16 protein-coding genes are annotated in these 20837 nt (G+C 61.8%); 10 read left to right on the top strand and 6 right to left on the bottom strand.

Annotation, left to right across the window (positions count from 1 at the left end; genetic code table 11):
• Positions 1 to 24: 24 nt before the first annotated feature.
• From HU736_RS19585 to HU736_RS19560, 6 genes are all read right to left on the bottom strand, one after another.
• Entirely contained in the window at positions 25 to 1251 is a 1227-nt protein-coding gene (locus HU736_RS19585) for an efflux RND transporter periplasmic adaptor subunit (protein WP_186701071.1), read from the bottom strand.
• A complete protein-coding gene (locus tag HU736_RS19580) occupies positions 1244 to 2713 on the bottom strand; it encodes a TolC family protein (RefSeq protein ID WP_437180468.1) in 1470 nt (489 codons plus the stop codon). The genes HU736_RS19585 and HU736_RS19580 overlap by 8 nt, the downstream gene beginning before the upstream one ends.
• Before the next feature lie 4 nt (positions 2714 to 2717).
• The gene (locus HU736_RS19575) at positions 2718 to 3827 is read right to left on the bottom strand and encodes an ABC transporter permease (protein WP_225913079.1); all 1110 of its coding nucleotides are present in this window, start codon (positions 3825 to 3827) and stop codon (positions 2718 to 2720) included.
• 58 nt (positions 3828 to 3885) lie between these two features.
• Complete coding sequence (locus tag HU736_RS19570; protein ID WP_186701069.1) at positions 3886 to 4554, bottom strand: ABC transporter ATP-binding protein; 669 nt, start codon at positions 4552 to 4554, stop codon at positions 3886 to 3888.
• A complete protein-coding gene (locus tag HU736_RS19565; RefSeq protein ID WP_186701068.1) occupies positions 4551 to 5336 on the bottom strand; it encodes a hypothetical protein in 786 nt (261 codons plus the stop codon). The genes HU736_RS19570 and HU736_RS19565 overlap by 4 nt, the downstream gene beginning before the upstream one ends.
• Positions 5337 to 5437: 101 nt before the next feature.
• Positions 5438 to 5854 carry a hypothetical protein gene (locus tag HU736_RS19560; RefSeq protein WP_225913078.1) on the bottom strand — a complete coding sequence of 139 codons (417 nt, stop codon included), beginning with the start codon at positions 5852 to 5854 and terminating at the stop codon, positions 5438 to 5440.
• A 1007-nt stretch (positions 5855 to 6861) separates the two neighbouring features.
• Here HU736_RS19560 and HU736_RS19555 point away from each other — a divergent pair.
• The 10 genes from HU736_RS19555 (at position 6862) to HU736_RS19510 (ending at position 20822) form a co-directional block, all read left to right on the top strand.
• The gene (locus tag HU736_RS19555; protein WP_101322042.1) at positions 6862 to 8178 is read left to right on the top strand and encodes a nucleotide sugar dehydrogenase; all 1317 of its coding nucleotides are present in this window, start codon (positions 6862 to 6864) and stop codon (positions 8176 to 8178) included.
• 53 nt (positions 8179 to 8231) lie between these two features.
• Positions 8232 to 9722, top strand: coding sequence for a glycosyltransferase family 2 protein (locus HU736_RS19550; protein WP_101322043.1), 1491 nt, complete (start codon positions 8232 to 8234; stop codon positions 9720 to 9722).
• A gap of 39 nt (positions 9723 to 9761) precedes the next feature.
• On the top strand, positions 9762 to 10928 hold the full coding sequence (locus HU736_RS19545; protein WP_101322044.1) for an alginate biosynthesis protein Alg44: 1167 nt from the start codon (positions 9762 to 9764) through the stop codon (positions 10926 to 10928).
• 33 nt (positions 10929 to 10961) lie between these two features.
• The gene (gene algK, locus HU736_RS19540; RefSeq protein WP_101323102.1) at positions 10962 to 12380 is read left to right on the top strand and encodes an alginate biosynthesis TPR repeat lipoprotein AlgK; all 1419 of its coding nucleotides are present in this window, start codon (positions 10962 to 10964) and stop codon (positions 12378 to 12380) included.
• Entirely contained in the window at positions 12377 to 13855 is a 1479-nt protein-coding gene (locus tag HU736_RS19535) for an alginate export family protein (RefSeq protein ID WP_186701066.1), read from the top strand. Before algK ends, HU736_RS19535 begins: the two co-directional genes overlap by 4 nt.
• 19 nt (positions 13856 to 13874) lie before the next feature.
• Positions 13875 to 15431, top strand: a complete 1557-nt coding sequence (gene algG / locus HU736_RS19530) for a mannuronan 5-epimerase AlgG (protein ID WP_186701065.1) — start codon at positions 13875 to 13877, stop codon at positions 15429 to 15431.
• A gap of 12 nt (positions 15432 to 15443) precedes the next feature.
• A complete protein-coding gene (locus tag HU736_RS19525) occupies positions 15444 to 16886 on the top strand; it encodes an alginate O-acetyltransferase (protein WP_186701064.1) in 1443 nt (480 codons plus the stop codon).
• A gap of 7 nt (positions 16887 to 16893) precedes the next feature.
• The gene (locus HU736_RS19520) at positions 16894 to 18012 is read left to right on the top strand and encodes a mannuronate-specific alginate lyase (protein WP_186701063.1); all 1119 of its coding nucleotides are present in this window, start codon (positions 16894 to 16896) and stop codon (positions 18010 to 18012) included.
• 181 nt (positions 18013 to 18193) lie between these two features.
• Positions 18194 to 19651, top strand: coding sequence for an MBOAT family O-acyltransferase (locus HU736_RS19515; RefSeq protein ID WP_186701062.1), 1458 nt, complete (start codon positions 18194 to 18196; stop codon positions 19649 to 19651).
• Positions 19652 to 19664: 13 nt separating this feature from the next.
• A complete protein-coding gene (locus HU736_RS19510) occupies positions 19665 to 20822 on the top strand; it encodes an alginate O-acetyltransferase (protein ID WP_103438513.1) in 1158 nt (385 codons plus the stop codon).
• Positions 20823 to 20837: the final 15 nt, after the last annotated feature.

Here is a 20837-nt window from a genome sequence, read left to right as displayed (position 1 = left end):
AAGGAGGTGCTTATTGGCAGCGTCTTACTCCACCCAGACCCAACCCGCCTCCAGCCCTTGAACTTCGACGCCTTGCGGCACTGCACGAAGGGGAGTGACGACAACATTGCGCCCTGGCTGATAGTCGTCCGCGCGATACAGCACGTAGTGGCCACTGCCGTCGTCAGTACGCAGCGCCGCTGTGGGCACCGCCAGCGCTTGCTCATTGCTGTACAGCAACACGGTCACCTGCGCGCTCATCCCCAGCCGAACGCCCAGCGCGACCGGGTCTGGCTGAGTATCCAGAGCAATCAACAAATCGAACCAGGCGCCCTGCCCTTCCTCGGCCCTGGCCTGCTGACCAACCGCGACGACCCGGCCGTTGAGCGTGTGCCCAGCAAACCCCTCCCCGCTTACCTGCACGAACATCCCCTCGTGGACCTTATGCAGATCGCTTTGCTCCAGTGCGGCGCGCACCTGTAACTGGCTCAGATCGACAAGCACAAACAGCGGCGTGCCTTGACTGGCCAACTGGCCGACTTGCAGCGCAAGTTGGCGGTCCTCGCTTGGCCGAGGCACCAGCAGCCCACTGAACGGTGCGCGTACCTCGCGCTGGTTACGTAACGCCGCCAACTCGCGCTGGCGCGCTTGAGCAGCGTCGAGTTCAATGCTCGCCAGTCGCAAATCTACGCCTTGCCCGCGCTCACGGGTTTGTCGCAGATGCTGCCTGGCATCAAGCAGGTCCTGCTGCAGCATCACCATTTGTTGCTGCAAGGCCTCCACTTCCTGACGGGCGACGATACCCCGGTCGAACAGCCGCTGCGTCTGCTTCAAGGCTACCTGCGCGAGCTCCAGGCTGCTGCTGGCCATAGCCTGCGCACGTTTGGCCTGGGCCATCTCCGAGCCGCTTGCCCAGGCTTGCAGTTGCCGCAACGCGCGCTGGCTCTGCAGCAGCTGCGCTTCAGCTTGGCGAACCTGCGGGTCCAGTTCAGCAGTGTCGAGTACAGCAATGATATCTCCCGCTGCCACCTGCTGCCCCGGCGCTATCGGCAGCGCCTGAAGCAGGCCGGCAAACGGCGCCGCCACGGTCACTTGACGAACAGCCTGAATCCGCCCGAGCACGCCAAGGCGCTGCTCGATGAGTTGCGGCTCGATCCGCAGCCATGACCCGACGCTATTCTCGCTCAGCTCTGCCGGCCAAGGGCGCCATGGGCTCAGCAGAAGCCAGCCAAGCACCAGCATCGAAATTGCCAACACCTGCTGCCTAGTCATTGATGGCCACGTCCCAACTGTCCAATGTCGTGCCCAGAATCAAGTCAAGGGCGGTCTGCGCATTCAAATAGGCGATCTGCGCGTCCAGCCGTGCACTCTGTGCGCCGCGCAGATCGCTCTCGAAACTGAGCACCTGAAAGTTGCTCGACAGGCCGAGCGCTAGCTTCTCCTGTTCGATGGCGAGCTTGCGCCGTGACAGATCCAGTGCTCGCCCGGCGATTTGCAACTGGCGCCAACTGACCTGCACTTCGCGCACGCCATCGACAACCTCGCGCTGCAGTTGCTGACGGGCGTCGGCCAGTTGCAAGCGTCGACTATCAACGGCGACTTGGGCCCGCACCAGCCCTTGCCGCCGGCTCAAGTCAGCAATTGGGATTTCCAACTGCAACCCCAGATAGTGTTCCCAGACCTTGCCCGAATTTGGCCGCTCACGGGCCTGGCTGGTAGCACCGATCAACGACAAGTCCCAGCGCTGCTGATCCTTGGCAAGGCGCAGATCGAGGTCTGCTTGCTGATCGGCCAGCAACTGCAGCAGATAGATCGGCTGTAAGGCTTCAGCCTGGGCTAAAGCTCGCCTCGGATCTAGCCCGATCGGCTCGGCTTCCGCCTCTTCGCTAACGCGCAAGGGCGTGTCCAGATCCAGAGCCAGTGCTTGCAGCAGCGCCAGGCGGCCAGCGTGCAAGTTATTACGACTGCCCTCCAGAGCCAGTTCCTGATTGGCCAGCTCTGCTTCGGCCTGAACAATCTCGAACGCGGCCATGCGCCCGGCGTCAATCAGCTCGCGGTTAACGGCAATCAGCTGGCTGGCCCGTTGCCGTGCATCATCGGTGATGTTTAGTTGTTCCTGCGCACGTAACAGGTCGCGATACAGGCCAATGATGCTGGTGATAGTGTGTGACACTTGATCTTTGAGGGCCAGTCGATTGGCCTGCTCAGCCAGTTCCGCCTGACGTAACGGTGCCATGGCTATGTCACGCCCTGCACCTCTGAGCAGCGGCTGGATCAGCATAAGGTTAGCGCCGTCACGATAACGCGGCCCAGCTGCATTGCCCCGAGTCTGGCCGTAGGCCCAATCGAGACTCACGCGGGTGCCGTAAGCCGTCAGCACACTCGCGCTGGGCGTTAACTCCGCCTGGCGATAGCGATCGTCCTGATTGCGGTTGGCCTGATACTGCGCCTTGAAGGAAAGTTGTGGCGCGTAGCGGTCAGCTGCAACGCGCAGCTCGAACTTGTCAGCAATGCGCTGCAAGTAAGCACTGCGAATACTGCGGTTGTCGCGCAAGGCCAAGGCAATCGCGTCGCTCAGACTCAACACCAGCTCGTCACGAGCTGCAACCGCCTTGGCCGAAACCGCCCCGGGGATGATCTGGCTAGGCGAGCGCAGGGCGGCTACGGTGATACCAGGCAGCAGGCACAGCAGCAGGCACACCAGCAGGCACAGCAGCAGGCAGCAGCGCATCATCCGGTCATTCATCACGCAGCGCTGCCACGGGTTGCAGGCGCGCAGCAGCCAGCGCCGGCTGCAGGCCGAAGAACACCCCGATCAGCAGCGCACTGACCACGCCCAGCGGTATCGACCAGGGATCAAGGGCAAAATCCCAGCCCGACAGCCAAGCGAACAACCAGGCGGCCAGTACCCCAACCATCGAACCAAGCACAGCCCCGCCACTTGCCAGAATCACCGCCTCGAGCAGAAACAACCAGGCGATATCCACAGGCCGTGCGCCTAGCGCCATGCGTACGCCGATCTCACGCCGCCGCTCGATGACGCTCATCAGCATTACATTCATGACGCCTACGCCGCCAACCAGCAGTGCGATAGCGCCCAGGCCTGCCAACAACCAGCTGAACAGGCGCGCCTGGCTGGCCATGCCATCAAGCAACTGCTGGGGTACCTGCACTTCGACTTCAGCGCCGGGCAGTTGCATGCGCAGATCACCGGCCAATTCATCAGCAGCAACGCGCACGCTTTGTGAATCGCGCGCCAGCGCCACTACCGCGCTGATCTGCGGTGCCGATGACAAGCGGCGCATGGCTTGCAGCGGTATCAGCAAGCCGTCATCGACCGCCACTGGCAGCAAAGGGTTGTAGCCTATCGGGCCAAGGATGCCGATCACTTCGAACAGATAGCGCCCCAGCTGCAATTGGTCACCCACGCTGGCCTGCAGTTGCTGCGCAGCGATCGCCCCCAGCAGCAGGTAAGCGTTGTGGGCGTCATGCTCTGACAACAACCGTCCCTGGTCGGCGGTCAGGTCGAGAACAGTGGCTAACGCCGGTGTACTGCCTGTGACCATGAGCGCTTCACTGATAGCGCCCAGACGAACCTCGACCGGCGCCATCGCCAGCGGCGCTGCGCTGATCAACAGTGGTGAAACCGCTGACAGCTGCGGCGGCTGAGCCGTCATCGCCGGGGTCTCGCTATCACGCTGCAAAGTGGCGACCAGCAACTCGCTGCCCATGCCTTGAAATAACTGCCGAGATTGCAAGGCGGCGCTATGGCCGACATTGAGCAACGCCACCACTGCGGCGCAGCCCACCGCAACGCCCAACAAGCCCAGCCAGGCGCGACGCCCCATCGTGCCTAGGTTTGCTATCGATTCGGCCAGCCGCTGAGAAGCGCTCGGCCCGTAATGTTCAGCGAGCATCGCCGACCTGCCCTGCCCGCACGTTCAAGCAGCGCTGCATGTGGCTGGCCATCGCGGGATCATGAGTGACCAGCAACAGCGTCACACCGCGCTCACGATTGAGCGCTTTCAATAGCTCAAGCACATCTGCCGCTGCTTCGCCATCAAGGTTGCCGGTGGGCTCATCGGCGAGTAACAACTGCGGCTCGCCGACCAACGCGCGGGCGATCGCGACGCGTTGACGCTGGCCGCCGGAAAGCTCGGCTGGCCGATGGCTCATGCGCGCCCCCAACCCGACCAACTGCAGCTGCCGTCGTGCGGCGCATCTGGCCCGCGGCACAGGCATGCCGCGATAAAAAAGCGGCAAGGCAACGTTGTCCAGCACAGTCAAGCGCGGCAGCAAGTGGAAGCTTTGGAAGACGAAGCCGATGCTGCGGTTACGCATCATTGCCCGTTGCGCACCGCTGGCACCGGTCATGTTCTCACCACCGATCAGCACACGGCCATGACAGGGTTCATCGAGCAGACCGATCAGGTTAAGCAGCGTGCTTTTGCCAGAGCCTGACGGGCCAACGATGGCGCAGGATTGACCATGAGCGATCGACAGCGAGACATCACCAAGGATTACCTCGCCGCCGAGTGAACGGTGGACGTGTTCAAGCGAGATGGCGGCGCTCATGAGGGACTTGCCTCGTTGCCAAGACCTTTGGCGCTGCCCTCGTCGCCGGCCGCATCCTTGCGTTCATTAGCGGGTTTCCATTCGTTGGCCAACATATCAAGAAGAGACGTATTGAATTCTGGCCAGTCAACTTCCTGCACGTCCAGCTGAAGCATGATTTCCACTTCATAATTGCCGTAACGTGATTCCTCTATTGCTGGCAGCGCCTTGTAATATGCCAAGATTTCCTTAAGACCTTCGGTGCTTTTTCCTCTCTGCTGATACTCATCCCACATTTTCCCAACAACAGACTTTGACCATTCACTGTACTGCCGACCTGACTCAATCATCGCCGCCTGACGTTCATTAGTCGTGAACGAACCTCCTTCGTCATAGGCAATAACACTCAACTGCTGTGCACTCATGCCAAAGAATGGGTTCTCACTTCGACCATTGATAAAATCCGTCGCTTGGCGGGCACTTGCAAGCCACTGAGGGTCATCGCTGCCAGGTAATTCTGCATCATGTTTTGCTTTGTTGAGATCGTAAACTGCGCCATACACTTTTTCTCTGATGGATGCAGCCAGAGCGGTTAATTCCTTACGGCTTAATTGACTGTCACGAGCACTTGCGCGTTGTTCAGCTGCACTCAGCCTCTGAGCAAGGGATGATAGGGTTTCCTGGCTGTTTTCGCTGACAACCACACCATCTACAGGTGAACTTTGATCGCCAGTATTGTGTGCGGAAACTCGTACCTCACTGGCGCTATTCAGGGTGAAGTCATTATTCTTTATTTGCATCATGCACCTGTTCATTTCGAGCGCCGGCCTTGGATTAAGCGCACGCCCAGATCATGCGCAACCCACTCGTTACACCTGAGCGGGCGGCGCTGTTGAGTAAAACGCTACTTCATCACGAACTCAACTCGCCATGAGTAATTAGCAGCAGTAGCAGTAATGATCGCCGTACAGGTGGCTCCCCCAGACGGGTTGGCCGTTTTGGTCCATTCCGGCTTTTTTATTCCACCGGGCAACACGCGCATCTGAAACGTGGTGCCGAAAGCACACGTCTTCTGACCGATCGTGTATCGCACCATAGCCGCGTTCACGTCAGGACTGATTACTCGCTGTACCGTAAAGTTATTGCTAGCCCCAGCAGGGACTTCTTCAGCGGGCTTTGGCTTGGCAGCCAAGTAAGTGCTGGACTCATTGGAAGTAACTATTTTCAGGGTCGCTTTCGCCGACCCCATGTTTTTGAATGTTACCTCTACAGGCGGCCCAGCATGCGCCAGCCCCACAGTGGACAGGGATACAGCGCCCATGATGCCTACCATTAGATTTCTCATATTGACTCTTCCCTATTGGGCAGCTCCGTGGATCGGATCTGCTGGGTGGCAGCGCGCACCCTTCATCGGATGGGCGCTGCTCACTGGCTGCTGAAGGTGACTTCTGATCCAAGGCTGCCCACGACGCTCCATCGTTCCAGGCCAGCACCTGCAGCTCATCCATCATTTCTAACGGCACCCCGCCTCTAACCCTTAGGGTTCGTAAGGTCTTGCTCTGTTACGGCATGTGAGCCCAATTGCAGAGCACCGCGTGATAGACGGGGCGGAGCGGCATTAAACGCCAAACATCAGGCGCCAAATAATCGACAAGCCAAGCCCGACGCCCCGCGCCAGCAGACCGTTCGTAGTTTTTTGACGAATTTTGCAATTATTTTTCCGGTGATGGCATATAACCATCCCGCTGGGTGTTCACCCTTTATATACCGGGGTGAAACCGTCGCGTGCTATCACCATGCAACTATGCGCACTTAGATAAATATTTAGAAATCTTTCATTTCGTCAGTTTCGGTTCAGGAACTTTGCCCCCAAGGTGCCCCTCATAGGACCCGTAACGAATCTTCATCGCTGCAGGTGAGAGATGACTTACAGATGACAAGCGGCAGGTACCTACTACCCGGCCGAAGAACTTAGGCAGACGCCACGGCAACCACCAAGCGCGCTGCCAGCTGAAGGAGATGCAAGCCCTTTTAAACGTCCTAGTGGTTGATTTCAAAGGATTTATCCACTTGAAAGAACAAGCACAGCAGTTCGCCACGTAGCGCGCTGCAGTAAAGACGGCTGCATTTCAGGGCACGTTTTTTAATGATCGGTCTTTGACTGCCTACTTAGAGTGCACACCGTTGTGCACTCCGGATTTATTCATGCCTGCGTTCGGTGAAGTGTGCACTCGCCTCGGCAAAGTGCGCCCGAATTAATGCTGGTTAATCAAACCGGCCGGCACTTCCGTGGAAGAGTCGGCGTGATAAACACTTGAGGTGAAAGCGATGCGTATCAGCATTTTTGGTTTGGGTTATGTGGGTGCAGTGTGTGCAGGCTGCCTGTCGGCACGGGGCCATGAAGTGATTGGTGTGGATGTGTCGCAGACCAAGATCGACCTGATCAACAAGGGCAAGTCGCCAATCGTCGAGCCGGGCCTTGAGCAACTGCTGCAGCAGGGCATCGCCAATGGCCGGCTGCGTGGCACCACCGACTTCGCCGAGGCCATCCGCGCCAGCGACGTGTCGATGATCTGCGTGGGTACGCCAAGCAAGAAAAACGGCGACCTGGGCCTTGAGTACATCGAATCGGTTTGCCGCGAAATCGGTTACGTGCTGCGTGACAAAGCCAGCCGCCACACCATCGTGGTGCGCAGCACCGTGCTGCCGGGCACCGTCAAGAACGTGGTCATCCCGATCCTGGAAGACTGCTCGGGGAAAAAGGCCGGCGTCGACTTCGGTGTCGCGGTCAACCCTGAATTCCTGCGTGAAAGCACCGCGATCAAGGACTACGACCAGCCACCGATGACTGTCATCGGCGAGTTCGACACCGCCAGCGGCGACGTCCTGCAAGCACTGTACGAAGAGCTCGATGCGCCGGTGATCCGCAAGGACATCGCCGTTGCCGAAATGATCAAGTACACCTGCAACGTGTGGCACGCAACCAAGGTCACCTTCGCCAACGAGATCGGCAACATCGCCAAGGCGGTCGGCGTCGATGGCCGCGAAGTAATGGACGTGGTCTGCCAGGACACCGTGCTCAACCTGTCGCAGTACTACATGCGCCCAGGCTTCGCCTTCGGCGGCTCGTGCCTGCCCAAGGACGTGCGCGCCCTCACCTACCGCGCTGCCAGCCTCGACGTACGTGCCCCGCTGCTCGACTCGCTGATGCGCAGCAACGAATCGCAGGTGCAGAACGCCTTCGACATCATCGAGAGCCACGACAAACGCAAGATCGCCCTGCTCGGCCTGAGCTTCAAGGCCGGCACCGACGACCTGCGCGAGAGCCCGCTGGTGGAACTGGCCGAGCGCCTGATTGGCAAAGGCTACCAGCTCAACATCTACGACCAGAACGTTGAGTACGCCCGTGTCCACGGCGCCAACAAAGAGTACATCGAGTCGAAGATCCCCCACGTCTCGTCGCTGCTCAACGCCAACTTCGAGCAAGTCATCAACGACGCCGAAATCATCATTCTCGGCAACCGTGACGAGCAGTTCCGCGCCCTTGCCCAGCAAGCGCCGGCCGGCAAGCAAGTGATCGACCTGGTTGGCTTCATGAGCAAGCCCACCTGCAGCACCAGCCGCACCGAAGGCATCTGCTGGTAAGCCAGCCTGACGCGGGGCCGCAAGGCCCCGCTCTTTACTGAATTTCGTGACGGATGCCGAACATGCATAGGTTCCAGACAGTACTGATGCAGTGCGCCGGATGGCTGCTCTACATGAGCTTGCTCATGTTGATCGCCCTGGCCCTGCCCAGCGACATCTTCGATTCCGAGTCGAAGCATTTCATCTTCCTGGTCGGTGCGGTCGGCATCTGGCGTTACTCGATGGGCGCCACCCATTTCATCCGCGGCATGATCTTCCTGTATGGCGTCTATCCGTACCTGCGCAACAAGGTACGCAAGCTGGGCGACGACGCCGCGCCGTCGCATGTGTACCTGATGGTCACCAGCTTTCGCATCGATGCGCTGACCACCGCGCAGGTGTATAGCTCGGTGATTCGCGAAGCGATCAACTGCGGCTACCCGACCACCGTGGTCTGCTCGTTGGTGGAAAAGTGCGATGAGCTATTGGTGAAAAGCTTGTGGGCCAAATACAACCCACCAGAGCACGTCACCCTCGATTTCGTGCGTATTGCCGGTACTGGCAAGCGTGATGGCCTGGCCTTCGGCTTCCGTGCCATCTCGCGGATGATGCCCGACCAGCATGCCGTAGTGGCCGTGATCGACGGCGACACCGTGCTCGGCGACGGCATCGTGCGCAAGACCGTACCCTGGTTCAAGCTGTACCCCAATGTCGGTGGCCTGACCACCAACGAATTCTGCGAAGTGCGCGGCGGCTACATCATGAGCGAGTGGCACAAGCTGCGCTTCGCCCAGCGCCACATCAACATGTGCTCGATGGCCCTGTCCAAGCGCGTGCTGACCATGACCGGGCGCATGTCGATGTTCCGCGCCAGCGTGGTGACCAACCCCGAGTTCATCGCCGACGTCGAAAGCGACTCGCTGATGCACTGGCGCCTGGGCCGCTTCAAGTTCCTTACCGGTGACGACAAGTCGAGCTGGTTCAGCCTGATGCGCCTTGGCTACGACACCTTCTACGTACCGGACGCGGCGATCAACACGGTCGAGCACCCGCCGGAAAAGAGCTTCCTCAAAGCCAGCCGCAAACTGATGTACCGCTGGTACGGCAACAACCTGCGGCAGAACTCGCGCGCCCTTGGCCTGGGCCTGAAGCGCCTCGGCCCGTTCACCAGCCTGGTGCTGTTCGACCAGCGTGTGTCGATGTGGACCAGCCTGCTCGGGCTGACCGTGGCGGTGATCGCCAGCCTGAAATTCGGCATGGCATACCTGCTGGTGTACCTGCTGTGGATCGGCATCACCCGGCTGATCCTGACGATCATGCTGCTGTGCTCGGGGCACAAGGTCGGCCCGGCCTATCCCGTGATCCTTTATTACAACCAGATCGTCGGCGCGATGATGAAGATCTACGTGTTCTTCCGCCTCGACAAGCAGTCCTGGACGCGTCAGCCGACTGCCCTCAAGCGTGACCTTGCCAGCTTTCAACAATGGTTCAACACCTGGTCCTCGCGGACCATGACCTTCTCGGCGGCCAGCATCTTCGTTGCTGTGCTGTTCATGGTCGTGTGAGCCCCTCCGGATCAGAACTAACAGGAACTTGAAATCGCCATGAATAACGCCGTCAACGTCAATGTCGTGCATGAGTCCGAAGCCCAGCGCCAACACGCCCGGGTGCGTATCCCCGCCAAGCTGCGTTTTGTGGACGGCAACCGTGAGCCGCAAGAGGCCAAGGTCGATGACCTGTCTGCTGGCGGCCTGTCCTTCCAGGCCAAGCGCGCACTGCCGATCGGCGAAGTGATCCGCGGTCGCCTGCAGTTCGTGGTCGACAACCTCGGCCTGTCGATGGACATCGAGTTTTTGGTGCGCACCAGCGACGCCGCCACCGGCCGTACCGGTGCGGAGTTCCAGAACCTCGAGCCACGTGACATCGCCACCCTGCGCCACATCATCACCTCGCACCTGTCGGGCGAGTTGATCACTGCCGGTGACGTGCTCAGTACCCTGCAACGCGACAACTTCACCAAGGCGCGCAAGCAGAAGGACGGCGGCTCGGGTCTGAGCGCGTTTGGCCGCCTGCGTGCCGTGACCGTGACCCTGGGCGTGTTCGTGGTCGGTATCGCCGCCTTTGGTTTTGTCGCCAAGTCGCTGTATGGCATGTACTTCGTCAGCCACGCCGAAGCCGGTGTGGTCGCCGTGCCGACCACCACCGTGACCATGCCCCGCGACGGCACCGTCAAGAGCCTGGTCGAAAGCGGCGGGCAAGTGGTCAAGGGCGCGCCACTGGCAAGCTTCAGCACCAGCATGCTGGACATGCTCAAAGGCCACCTGGACGACTCGCAGCTGGAGCCGGCCAAGGTCGAGGAACTGTTCGGCAAGCAACTCGCCGGTACCCTTACCAGCCCGTGTGATTGCGTCGTCGCCGAGCAACTGGTGGATGACGACCAGTACGCCAGCAAAGGCCAGCCGATCTTCCACCTGGTACCGCGCACCACCAACCCGATGATCGAGGCGCGCTTCAGCTACCGCCAGTTCGACGAGGTAAAGCCGGGCACCAAGGTTAACTTCCAGATCGCCGGTGAAGACGAAGTGCGCACTGGCCAGATCGTCAGCAGCGCAAGCCTCAACAGCGAAGACCTAGCCTCCGACATCCGCGTGCAGATCAAACCCGACGGTGCCTTGCCCGCCGAACTGGCCGGTCGCCCGGCAGCGGTCAACAGCGATCGCGGCCCTTCGCTGGATTGGCTGATCAGCAAAGCTGCGGCCCGTGGGCTGTAAGAGGATCTGACCATGAGCCTGTTCAACCTACCCATGGCGTCGCCCGGCGCGCGCCCAGCCACCTGGTGCTCACTGGCGATCGCCATTGCCCTGAGTGGCTGCGCCGGCCTGCCCGATCAGCGCCTGGCCAACGAAGCGCTCAAGCGTGGCGACACCGCCACTGCCGAGCGCAACTACAAGGCCTTGGCTGATCTCGGCTACAGCGATGCGCAGGTCGGCCTGGCCGATATTCAGGTGGCCTCGCGCGACCCTGCGCAACTGCAGCAGGCCGAAGCCACCTACCGCGCCGCCGCCAGCACCTCGTCGCGGGCCCAGGCCCGTCTTGGCCGCCTGCTGGTAGCCAAACCGGACAGCACCCAGGCCGAGCGCGAAGAGGCCGAAAGCCTGCTCAAGCGCGCCGCCGCCCAGGGCGAAAGCAACACCCTGATCCCGCTGGCGATGCTGTATCTGCAATACCCGCAGAGCTTCCCCAAGGTCAACGCGCAGCAACAGATCGAACAATGGCGCGCTGCCGGCAACCCGGAAGCGGGCCTGGCGCAGATCCTCCTCTACCGCACCCAGGGCAGCTACGATCAGCACCTGGATGACGTCGAGCGCATCTGCAAAACCGCCCTGAACAGCACCGACATCTGCTATGTCGAGCTGGCCACCGTCTACCAGAAACGCAACCAGGCCGAGCAACGCACTGCCCTGCTTGAGCAGCTCAAGTCGGCCTATGCCCGCGGCAGCGTACCGGCCAGCCGGGTCGACAGCGTGGCGCGGGTACTGGCTGATCGCAGCCTGGGCCAGACCGACGAGAAAACCGCCAAGGACCTGCTCGAGCAGGTTGCCCCGGCCAACCCGGCCTCCTGGGTCAGCCTGGCGCAGTTGCTGTATGACTTCCCCGAGCTGGGCGACACCGACCAGTTGCTGGCTTACATCGACAAAGGCCGCGCCGCCGAACAGCCGCGTGCCGAGCTGCTGCTGGGCCGCCTGTACTACGAAGGCAAGACCCTGCCAGCCGATGCGGCCAAAGCCGAAACTCATCTGCAAGCCGCCGCCGCTGCCGGCGAAATCAGCGCCCATTACTACCTCGGCCAGTTGTACCGCCGTGGTTACCTCGGCCAGGTCGAGCCGCAAAAGGCGGTCGATCACCTGCTCAACGCCGCCCGCGGCGGCCAGCTCAGCGCCGACTATGCGCTGGCTCAGCTGTACAGCGAAGGCCACGGCATCCGCCCGAACCCTGGCAATGCCTGGGTATTCGCCAGCCTGGCGCAGGCCAACCCGTCGCAGCAGTCGACCGAACTGCTGCAGCAACTCGATCAGCAACTGACGCCTGAGCAGCGCAGCCAGGCCCAGCGCCTGCTTGCGCAAGAGCAGCAGGCGCGCGGCAGCATGGCCAAAGCCGGCAACAGCATGATGGCCATCGAAGCCCTGCAAGACGATGAAGACGCCGAGGATTCCTCCCTATGACGCTCAACCCCTTCGTGAAGGCCGGGATCGGCCTGAGCTTCGCCCTGCTCTGGTCGTGCCCGACCTTGGCCGATATCACCGCCGAGAAGAACTTCGGCCTCGACGTGAAAATCACCGGCCAGTCGGAAGACGACCGCGACCTCGGCACCCGCTCCGGCGGTGATGTGCAAGGCCTGGGTCTGGACCTGCGCCCTTGGGTCTACGGCGAGCGTGGCAACTGGAGCGCCTTTGCCATGGGCCAGGCGGTCGCGGCCACCGACACCATCGAAACCGACACCCTGCGCCAGTCCGACGATGGCAGCACCGTCGACACCGCTGCCGACGGCCGCAAAGCCGATAAAAGCTACCTGGCCATGCGCGAGTTCTGGGTCGGCTACAGCGGCTTCACCGCCTACCCCGGCGAGCAACTGCGGCTCGGCCGCCAGCGCCTGCGCAACGACGACGGCATGTGGCGTGACAGCAACATCGAAGCGCTCAACTGGACCTTCGACACCACCCTGCTGCGGGCCAATCTGGGCATGGCCCAGCGCTTCAGCGAATACCGCACCGACCTCACCGAGCTGGCTCCGGAAGACAAGGACCGCACCCATTTCTACGGCGACGTTGCCACGCAGTGGACCCCCGGTCACTGGGTTGGCCTGCGCGCGCACCACACCCATGACAGCGGCAGCCTGAAAAACACTGGCGAGAGCCTTGATGGCCTGGACAAGCGCCGCACCGGCGACCTGACCTGGCTGGGCCTGGAAGCCAACAGCGATGCCTACAACTGGCGCAACCAGCACACCGTCAACTACTGGGGCAGCCTGACCTGGCTGACCGGTGACCGCGACAAGCTCAACAGCGAGCTGGTCGGCAACGAGCAAATCGCCACCGGCAAGCAGAGCGGCGACGTCAATGCCTGGGCTACCGACCTCGGTATCCGCCTGCGCCTCGACCCGCAATGGCAAGTCGGCGCAGCCTATGCCCGTGGCAGCGGTGGCGGCGGCAGCAAGGGTTCGAACAACTACGAGCAGACCGGCCTTGAGAGCAATCGCTCCAGCTTCACCGGCACCCGCTCGCGGGTGCACCGCTTCGGCGAAGCCTTCCGCGGTGAGCTGGGCAACCTGCAGGCAGCCACCCTGTTCGCCTCCTGGCAGCTGCGCGACGACTACGACGCCAGCTTGATCTACCACAAGTTCTGGCGCGTCAACGGCCAGCAGAACATCGGCTCCAGCGGCATCAATGCGGTGGTCGATGACGAAGGCGTCAACCGGCCACTGGTCAACGGCGAGAAGGACCTGGGCCAGGAGATGGACGTGGTCGTCACCAAGTACTTCAAGCAAGGCCTGCTGCCAGCATCGCTGAGCCAGTCGATCGACGAACCGTCGGCGCTGGTACGCCTGCGTGCTGGCGTGTTCAAGCCTGGCGATGCCTACGGCAAAGAGGCCGACTCGTACATGCACCGCGCCTTTGTCGACGTGATCTGGCGTTTCTGACGTGCGCCGAGGACTGGATATGAACCTGCAACCCAAGCTTCGCTACAGCCTGCTTGCCAGCGCCCTGCTGCTCGCCGCAGGCGTGGCTCAGGCCGCCGAGCCAGGCACGGCCAAAGGCCTGCAGCAGGCCAAGACCTACACCGTGACCAGCGCGCCAGTCGAGCCGCTGCACATGGAGCCGCCGAAGCTGCCTGATCTGACTGGTTACACCGCGCAAGCGGTGCAAGCCAAGATCGACCGCAGCCGCAAGGGCAAGGTCAGCGTGCGCCGCATGCTTCAGGAAGAATCGCTCAAGGAATTCATCGGCGGCGACAACAAGGCCGCCGAGTGGGTCCAGCGCCAGCAGGGTATCCCCCAGGCGATCTTTGTCGACGACGGCCATGTCGACCTGACCGAACTGAGCAAGCAAGTGCCCAAGCAGTACCTGAGCGAAGTGTCGCCGGGCGTGTATCTGGCACGCTTGCCGATCGTGGTCGGACAGAAGGGCGTTCTGGAAATCAACGGCAAGGTCAAAGAGCTGCGTCTGTCGCAGGAGCGCGGCGCGTTTCTGGTCAACGACGGCAAGCTGTTCGTCAGCGACACCCAGGTCACCGGCTGGCGCGAGAAGGACAACGGCCCGGCAAGCTTCCGCTCGCCCAAGGAGTTCCGCCCGTTCCTGCTGTCGTGGGGCGGCACCGAGACCTACATCGTCAACAGCAAGATGGCCAGCTTTGGCTACTCCCAGTCCAAGTCGTACGGCGTGAGCATCTCGCAGTACACGCCGAACATGGCGAAAAAGATGGGCCGTGCCGAACCGACCGGCTGGATCATCGGTTCCGAATTCAGTGACATGTGGTACGGCTTCTACTGCTACGAGACCAGCGACTTCGTGGTCAAGGACAGCACCTACCGCGACAACATCGTCTACGGCATCGACCCGCACGACCGTTCGCACCGCCTGATCATCGCCGGCAACACCGTGCATGGCACCAGGAAAAAGCACGGCATCATCGTTTCGCGTGAGGTCAACGACAGCTGGATCTTCAACAACAAGAGCTACGACAACAAGCTCTCCGGGGTGGTGATCGACCGTAACAGCGTCAACAACCTGATTGCCTACAACGAGATCTACCGCAACCACACCGACGGCATCACCGTGTACGAAAGCGGTGACAACCTGATCTGGGGCAACAAGGTCATCAACAACCGTCGCCACGGCATCCGCGTGCGCAACAGCGTCAACATTCGCCTGTACGAAAACATCGCCATGGCCAACGGCCTGGTCGGTGTTTACGGGCACATCAAGGACCTGTCCGACACCGACCGCGACATCGCCCTCGACCCGTTCGACACCAAGGTCTCGCTGATCGTGGTGGGCGGCGAGTTGACCGCCAATGGCTCCGGCCCCTTGTCGATCGACTCGCCGCTGTCGGTCGAGCTGTACAAGGTGGCCATGCTCGCCCCGCGCAAAGCCAGCGGCATCAGCCTCAATGGCGTGCTCGGCGAGCGCCAGGATGAAATCCTCGACCTGCTGGTGCGCCAGCAGAAGGCTGTGTTGATCGACCCGGTTGAACGCCAGACCGAAATGATCGATTAAGGAATGCTGACCATGACCACTGCACCTTTGATGAAACTGCTCGGCCTGACTGCCGCCCTGCTGGCGATCAGCCAGGGCGTGCGCGCCGAACAGGTCCAGGCGCCGAGCTTCACCGCCGAGCCATGCTGCCAGCTGTGCCCCGCAGCGCACGACGCCAGCCGCTACACCACCCGCTACCAGCAGAACTTCACCACCCTGGTGCAGGCGCAGGGCGACTGGTTGTTCCGTACCCGCGAAGACCTGCGCACCGAGTTCAGCACCAGCGCTGCCGGCTACCAGCGCCTGCAGCAGGTACACGATGCCTTCAAGAAACGCGGCATCGAGCTGGTGATGGTCTATCAGCCGACCCGTGGCCTGGTGAACCGCAACATGCTCAATCCGGCCGACAAGGCCGCGTTCGATTACCAGAAGGCGCTGGGCAACTACCAGGCCATGCTCAAGCGCTTTGCCAAGATGGGCTACACCGTGCCTGACCTGTCGCCACTGACCAACGAGCAGCTGGCGGCAGCCGATCAGGGCAAGGACTTCTACTTCCGTGGCGACCAGCACTGGACGCCGTATGGCGCTGAACGAGCGGCGAAGATCATCGCCAAGAGCGTGCAGCAGATGCCGGCCTTCGCCGACATCCCGCGCAAGGAATTCGAAACCCACAAGTCCGGGCGCATGGGCAAGACCGGCACCCTGCACAACGTCGCCGGCCAGCTCTGCGGCAGCAGCTACGCGGTGCAGTACATGGACCAGTTCGCCACCGAGCCGAAAGGCGCCGCCGGCGACGACGACCTGTTCGGCGACAGCGGCAATGCCGAGATCACCCTGGTCGGCACCAGCCACAGCGGCAAGAACTACAACTTCTCGGGCTTTTTGCAGCAATACATCGGCGCCGACGTGCTCAACGTCGCCTTCCCGGGCGGTGGCCTGGAAGGTGCGATGATCCAGTACCTGGGCAGCGAAGAGTTCAAGACCCACCCGCCGAAGATCCTCATCTGGGAATTCTCGCCGCTGTATCGCCTCGACCAGGAAACCATCTGGCGGCAGATCCTCGGCCTGCTCGACAACGGCTGCGATGACCGCCCAGCACAGATGAGCGCCAGCACCACGCTCAAGCCCGGCACCAACGAAGTCATGGTCAACGGCAAGGGCGGCGTGATCAAGGACCTGGTCAACCGCAACCTGCAGATGGACATCAAGTTCGAAGACACTTCGGTCAAGGTCCTGCAAGCGACCCTGTGGTATCTGAACGGGCGCCACGAGGACATCAAGATCGAAAAACCAGAGACCTCCGACACCGACGGGCGCTTTGTCTTCCAACTGCGTGAAGACGAAGACTGGGCCAGCCAGAACCTGCTCGCGCTGGAGCTGCAAGGCCCGGAACAAGGCACCCAGAAAGTCGAAGCCAAGCTCTGCAAACGCAACAACTTCGCCAGCTCTGCGCACACAGCGCAAGCTGGCCAGTGAGGTGCACATGATCAAGCCCCGCACGACCTTCGCCCCTGCCCTGCTCGCCCCTGCCCTGCTCGCCCTGGCCCTGTTTGCCGGCGCTGCGCAGGCCGAGCTGGTACCCCCACAGGGTTACTACGCCGGCATCGAGCAGATGAAAACCACCGACGGCAAGTTCCGCTGTGAACAGGCGCCCAAGCCTTACACCGGCGCCTTGCAGTTTCGCAGCAAGTACGAAGGCTCGGACAAGGCCCGCTCGACGCTCAACCTGCGCTCGGAAAAAGCCTTTCGCGACTCGACCAAAGACATCACCACCCTCGAGCGTGGCGTCAGCAAGATGGTCGGCCAGTACATGCGTGACGGCCGCCCGGCGCAGCTCGATTGCGCGCTTGGCTGGCTGAGCCAGTGGGCGCAGGCCGATGCCTTGCTCTCGACCGACTACAACCACACCGGCAAGTCCATGCGCAAATGGGCACTGGGCAGCATGAGCGGCTCCTGGCTGCGCTTGAAGTTCTCCAATTCGCAGCCGCTGGCGGCGCACAAGGCCGAAGCCGAAGCCATCGAAAAATGGTTCGCCCGCCTGGCCGAACAGACCGTCAGGGACTGGAGCGACCTGCCGCTGGAGAAGATCAACAACCACAGCTACTGGGCCGCCTGGTCGGTGATGGCTACTGCCGTCGCCACCGACCGCCGCGACCTGTTCGACTGGGCCGTGAAGGAATACCGCGTCGGCGCCAACCAGATCGACGAGCAGGGCTTTTTGCCTAACGAGCTCAAGCGCCGCCAGCGCGCGCTGGCCTACCACAACTACGCTCTGCCGCCGCTGGCGATGATCGCCAGCTTCGCCAAGGTCAACGGGGTCGACTTGCGTAGCGAGAACAACTTTGCCCTGCAGCGCCTCGGCGAAGGGGTGCTGGCCGGTGCCCGTGATCCGCGTCAGTTCGTAGCCCGTACCGGCGTAAAACAGGACATGAAAGACCTCAAGGTCGACAGCAAGTACGCCTGGCTCGAGCCGTGGTGCGCGCTGTACCAGTGCGTTGGCGACACGCTGTCGCGCAAGCATGGCATGCAGCCGTTCGACAGTTTCCGCCTGGGCGGCAACATGACCCGGGTGTATGACCCGGCGGCGGCCGAGAAGAAATAGCGGCGGCTGGATTGGGGCCGCTGCGCGGCCCATCGCGACCGGTCCGGCGCCCCGGCAAGGCCGCTCCTACAGTCGCGAAACGAGGGCAACGCCCTCGCCAGATCATGAATCCCCCCCATTTTTAAATGGGGGGTTTGGGGGGCTGCTGCCCCAGCTACGTACATCCATCAGGAGAACGAGGATGGTCTTCTCGTCAAATGTGTTCCTGTTCCTGTTCCTGCCGATCTTCCTCGGCTTGTACTACTTGAGCGGGCAACGCTATCGCAACCTGCTGCTGCTGGTCGCCAGCTACATCTTCTACGCCTGGTGGCGGGTCGACTTCCTCGCCCTGTTCGCCGGCGTGACCCTGTGGAACTACTGGATCGGCCTCAAAGTCGGCGCCGCAGGCGTGCGCACCAAACCCGCACAACGCTGGCTGCTGCTCGGCGTAGGTGTCGACCTGGCCATTCTCGGCTACTTCAAGTACGCCAACTTCGGCGTCGACAGCCTCAACGCAATCATCACCTCGTTCGGTTTCGAGCCGTTCATCATCACTCACGTGTTGCTGCCGATCGGCATCTCGTTCTACATCTTCGAGTCGATCAGCTACATCATCGACGTGTACCGCGGTGATACCCCGGCGACTCGCAACCTGATCGACTTTGCAGCGTTCGTGGCGATCTTCCCGCACTTGATCGCCGGCCCCGTACTGCGCTTCAAGGACCTGGTCGACCAGTTCAACAACCGCACTCACACCCTCGACAAGTTCTCCGAAGGCTGCACCCGCTTCATGCAGGGCTTCATCAAGAAGGTGTTCATCGCCGACACCCTGGCGGTGGTTGCCGACCATTGCTTCGCCCTGGAAAACCCCACCACCGGTGACGCCTGGCTCGGCGCCCTGGCCTACACCGCGCAGCTGTACTTCGACTTCTCCGGCTACAGCGACATGGCCATCGGCCTCGGTTTGATGATGGGCTTTCGCTTCATGGAGAACTTCAAGCAGCCGTACATCAGCCAGTCGATCACCGAGTTCTGGCGGCGCTGGCACATCAGCCTGTCGACCTGGCTGCGCGACTACCTGTACATCACCCTGGGCGGCAACCGCAAAGGCACCTTCAACACCTACCGCAACCTGTTCCTGACCATGTTGCTCGGCGGCCTGTGGCACGGCGCCAACATCACCTACATCCTCTGGGGCGCCTGGCACGGCATCTGGCTTGCGATCGAACGTGCGCTGGGCCTGGACACCAACCCGCAGCGCTTCAACCCGATCAAGTGGGCGTTCACCTTCCTGCTGGTGGTGACCGGCTGGGTGATGTTCCGCTCGGAGAACCTCGACGTGGCCGGGCGCATGTACGCCGCCATGTTCAGCTTCGGCCAATGGCAGCTGTCGGAACTCAACCGCGCCAACCTCACCGGCCTGCAGGTGGCAACCATGTTCATCGCCTACGCAACGCTTGCGTTCTTCGGCCTGCGCGACTTCTACCGCAATGCCAAGCCAACGCCCAAGGCAATCCCGGTACAGATCAACAGCGACGGCTCGATCGGCCTGGACTGGAGCCGGGTCATGGCCCGCGTGCTGGTGCTGCTGCTGTTCGTTGCCTCGGTGCTGAAACTCTCGGCGCAAAGCTATTCGCCATTCCTCTACTTCCAGTTCTGAGGCACGGACGACCATGACCCGGACACTTCGCATCACCTACTCGCTGACCTTCCTTGGCCTGCTCACCGGCCTTGGCGTGTGGTCGCTGAGCGGCGCTTCAAGCTTCCAGCGCACCGAGCAGATGACGGTGCTCAACGGCAAGCTGGCCAAAGCCGCCGAGACCCATTACGACGAGCAGTTCCCGATCAAGCGCCTGAGCACCAACCTGTGGGCCGCACTGGACTACAAGCTGTTCAACGAAGGCCGCCCCGGCGTGGTGCTGGGCCGCGAGCAATGGCTGTTCAGCGACGAAGAGTTCAAACCCACCGCCGGTGCTGACCAGTTGATGCAGGACAACCTGGCGCTGATCCGCGGCGTGCGCGACACCCTGCAACGCCAGGGCGTGCAGCTGGTGCTGGCGATCATCCCGGCCAAGGCGCGAATCTACTCCGAGTACCTCGGCGAAGAGCAGCCGGCCAGCCTGCATGGCGACCTGTTCAACCAGTTCCATGCCCAGGCGCGCCAGGCCAACGTATTTGCACCTGACCTGCAAGCACCAATGGAGCAGGCCAAGGCCCGCGGCCAGGTGTTCCTGCGCACCGACACGCACTGGACACCGCTGGGCGCCGAGGTAGCAGCGCAGACCGTGGCCGAAGCCGTCTCCCGGCAGAAGCTGTTGCAAGCCGAGCCGCAGGCCTACGTCACCGACGCTGGCAGCAGTGCGCCGTACAAAGGCGACCTGACCAACTTCCTGCCGCTCGACCCGCTGTTCAGCGAGTTGCTGCCAGCGCCGGACAACCTGCAAAAACGCACTACCCGCCCAGCTGCCGGCAACGCCGACAGCGGTGACGCGCTGTTCGCCGACAGCCAGATCCCGGTGGCGCTGGTTGGCACCAGCTACAGCGCCAACCCGCACTGGAATTTCCTCGGCGCGCTGCAGCAGGCGCTGCACAGCGATGTCGCCAACTACGCCGAAGACGGCCATGGGCCGTTGCTGCCGATGCTCAAGTACCTGCAAAGCGACGCCTTCAGGGATGCCCCGCCGCAAGTGGTGGTGTGGGAATTCCCGGAACGCTACCTGCCGATGAAAAACGACCTCAGCGGGTTCGACCCGCAGTGGATCGCGCAATTGAAGAACACCCGTAAATCCGAAGAAAACCTGGCCCTGTCGTCCAATCGGACGGAACACTGAAAGAGAGGAACACGC

Origin of the sequence: Pseudomonas shirazensis, assembly GCF_014268785.2 — a bacterium.
In the GTDB taxonomy this organism is placed as follows: domain Bacteria; phylum Pseudomonadota; class Gammaproteobacteria; order Pseudomonadales; family Pseudomonadaceae; genus Aquipseudomonas; species Aquipseudomonas shirazensis.
This window is presented reverse-complemented; position numbering and strand designations above follow the sequence as displayed.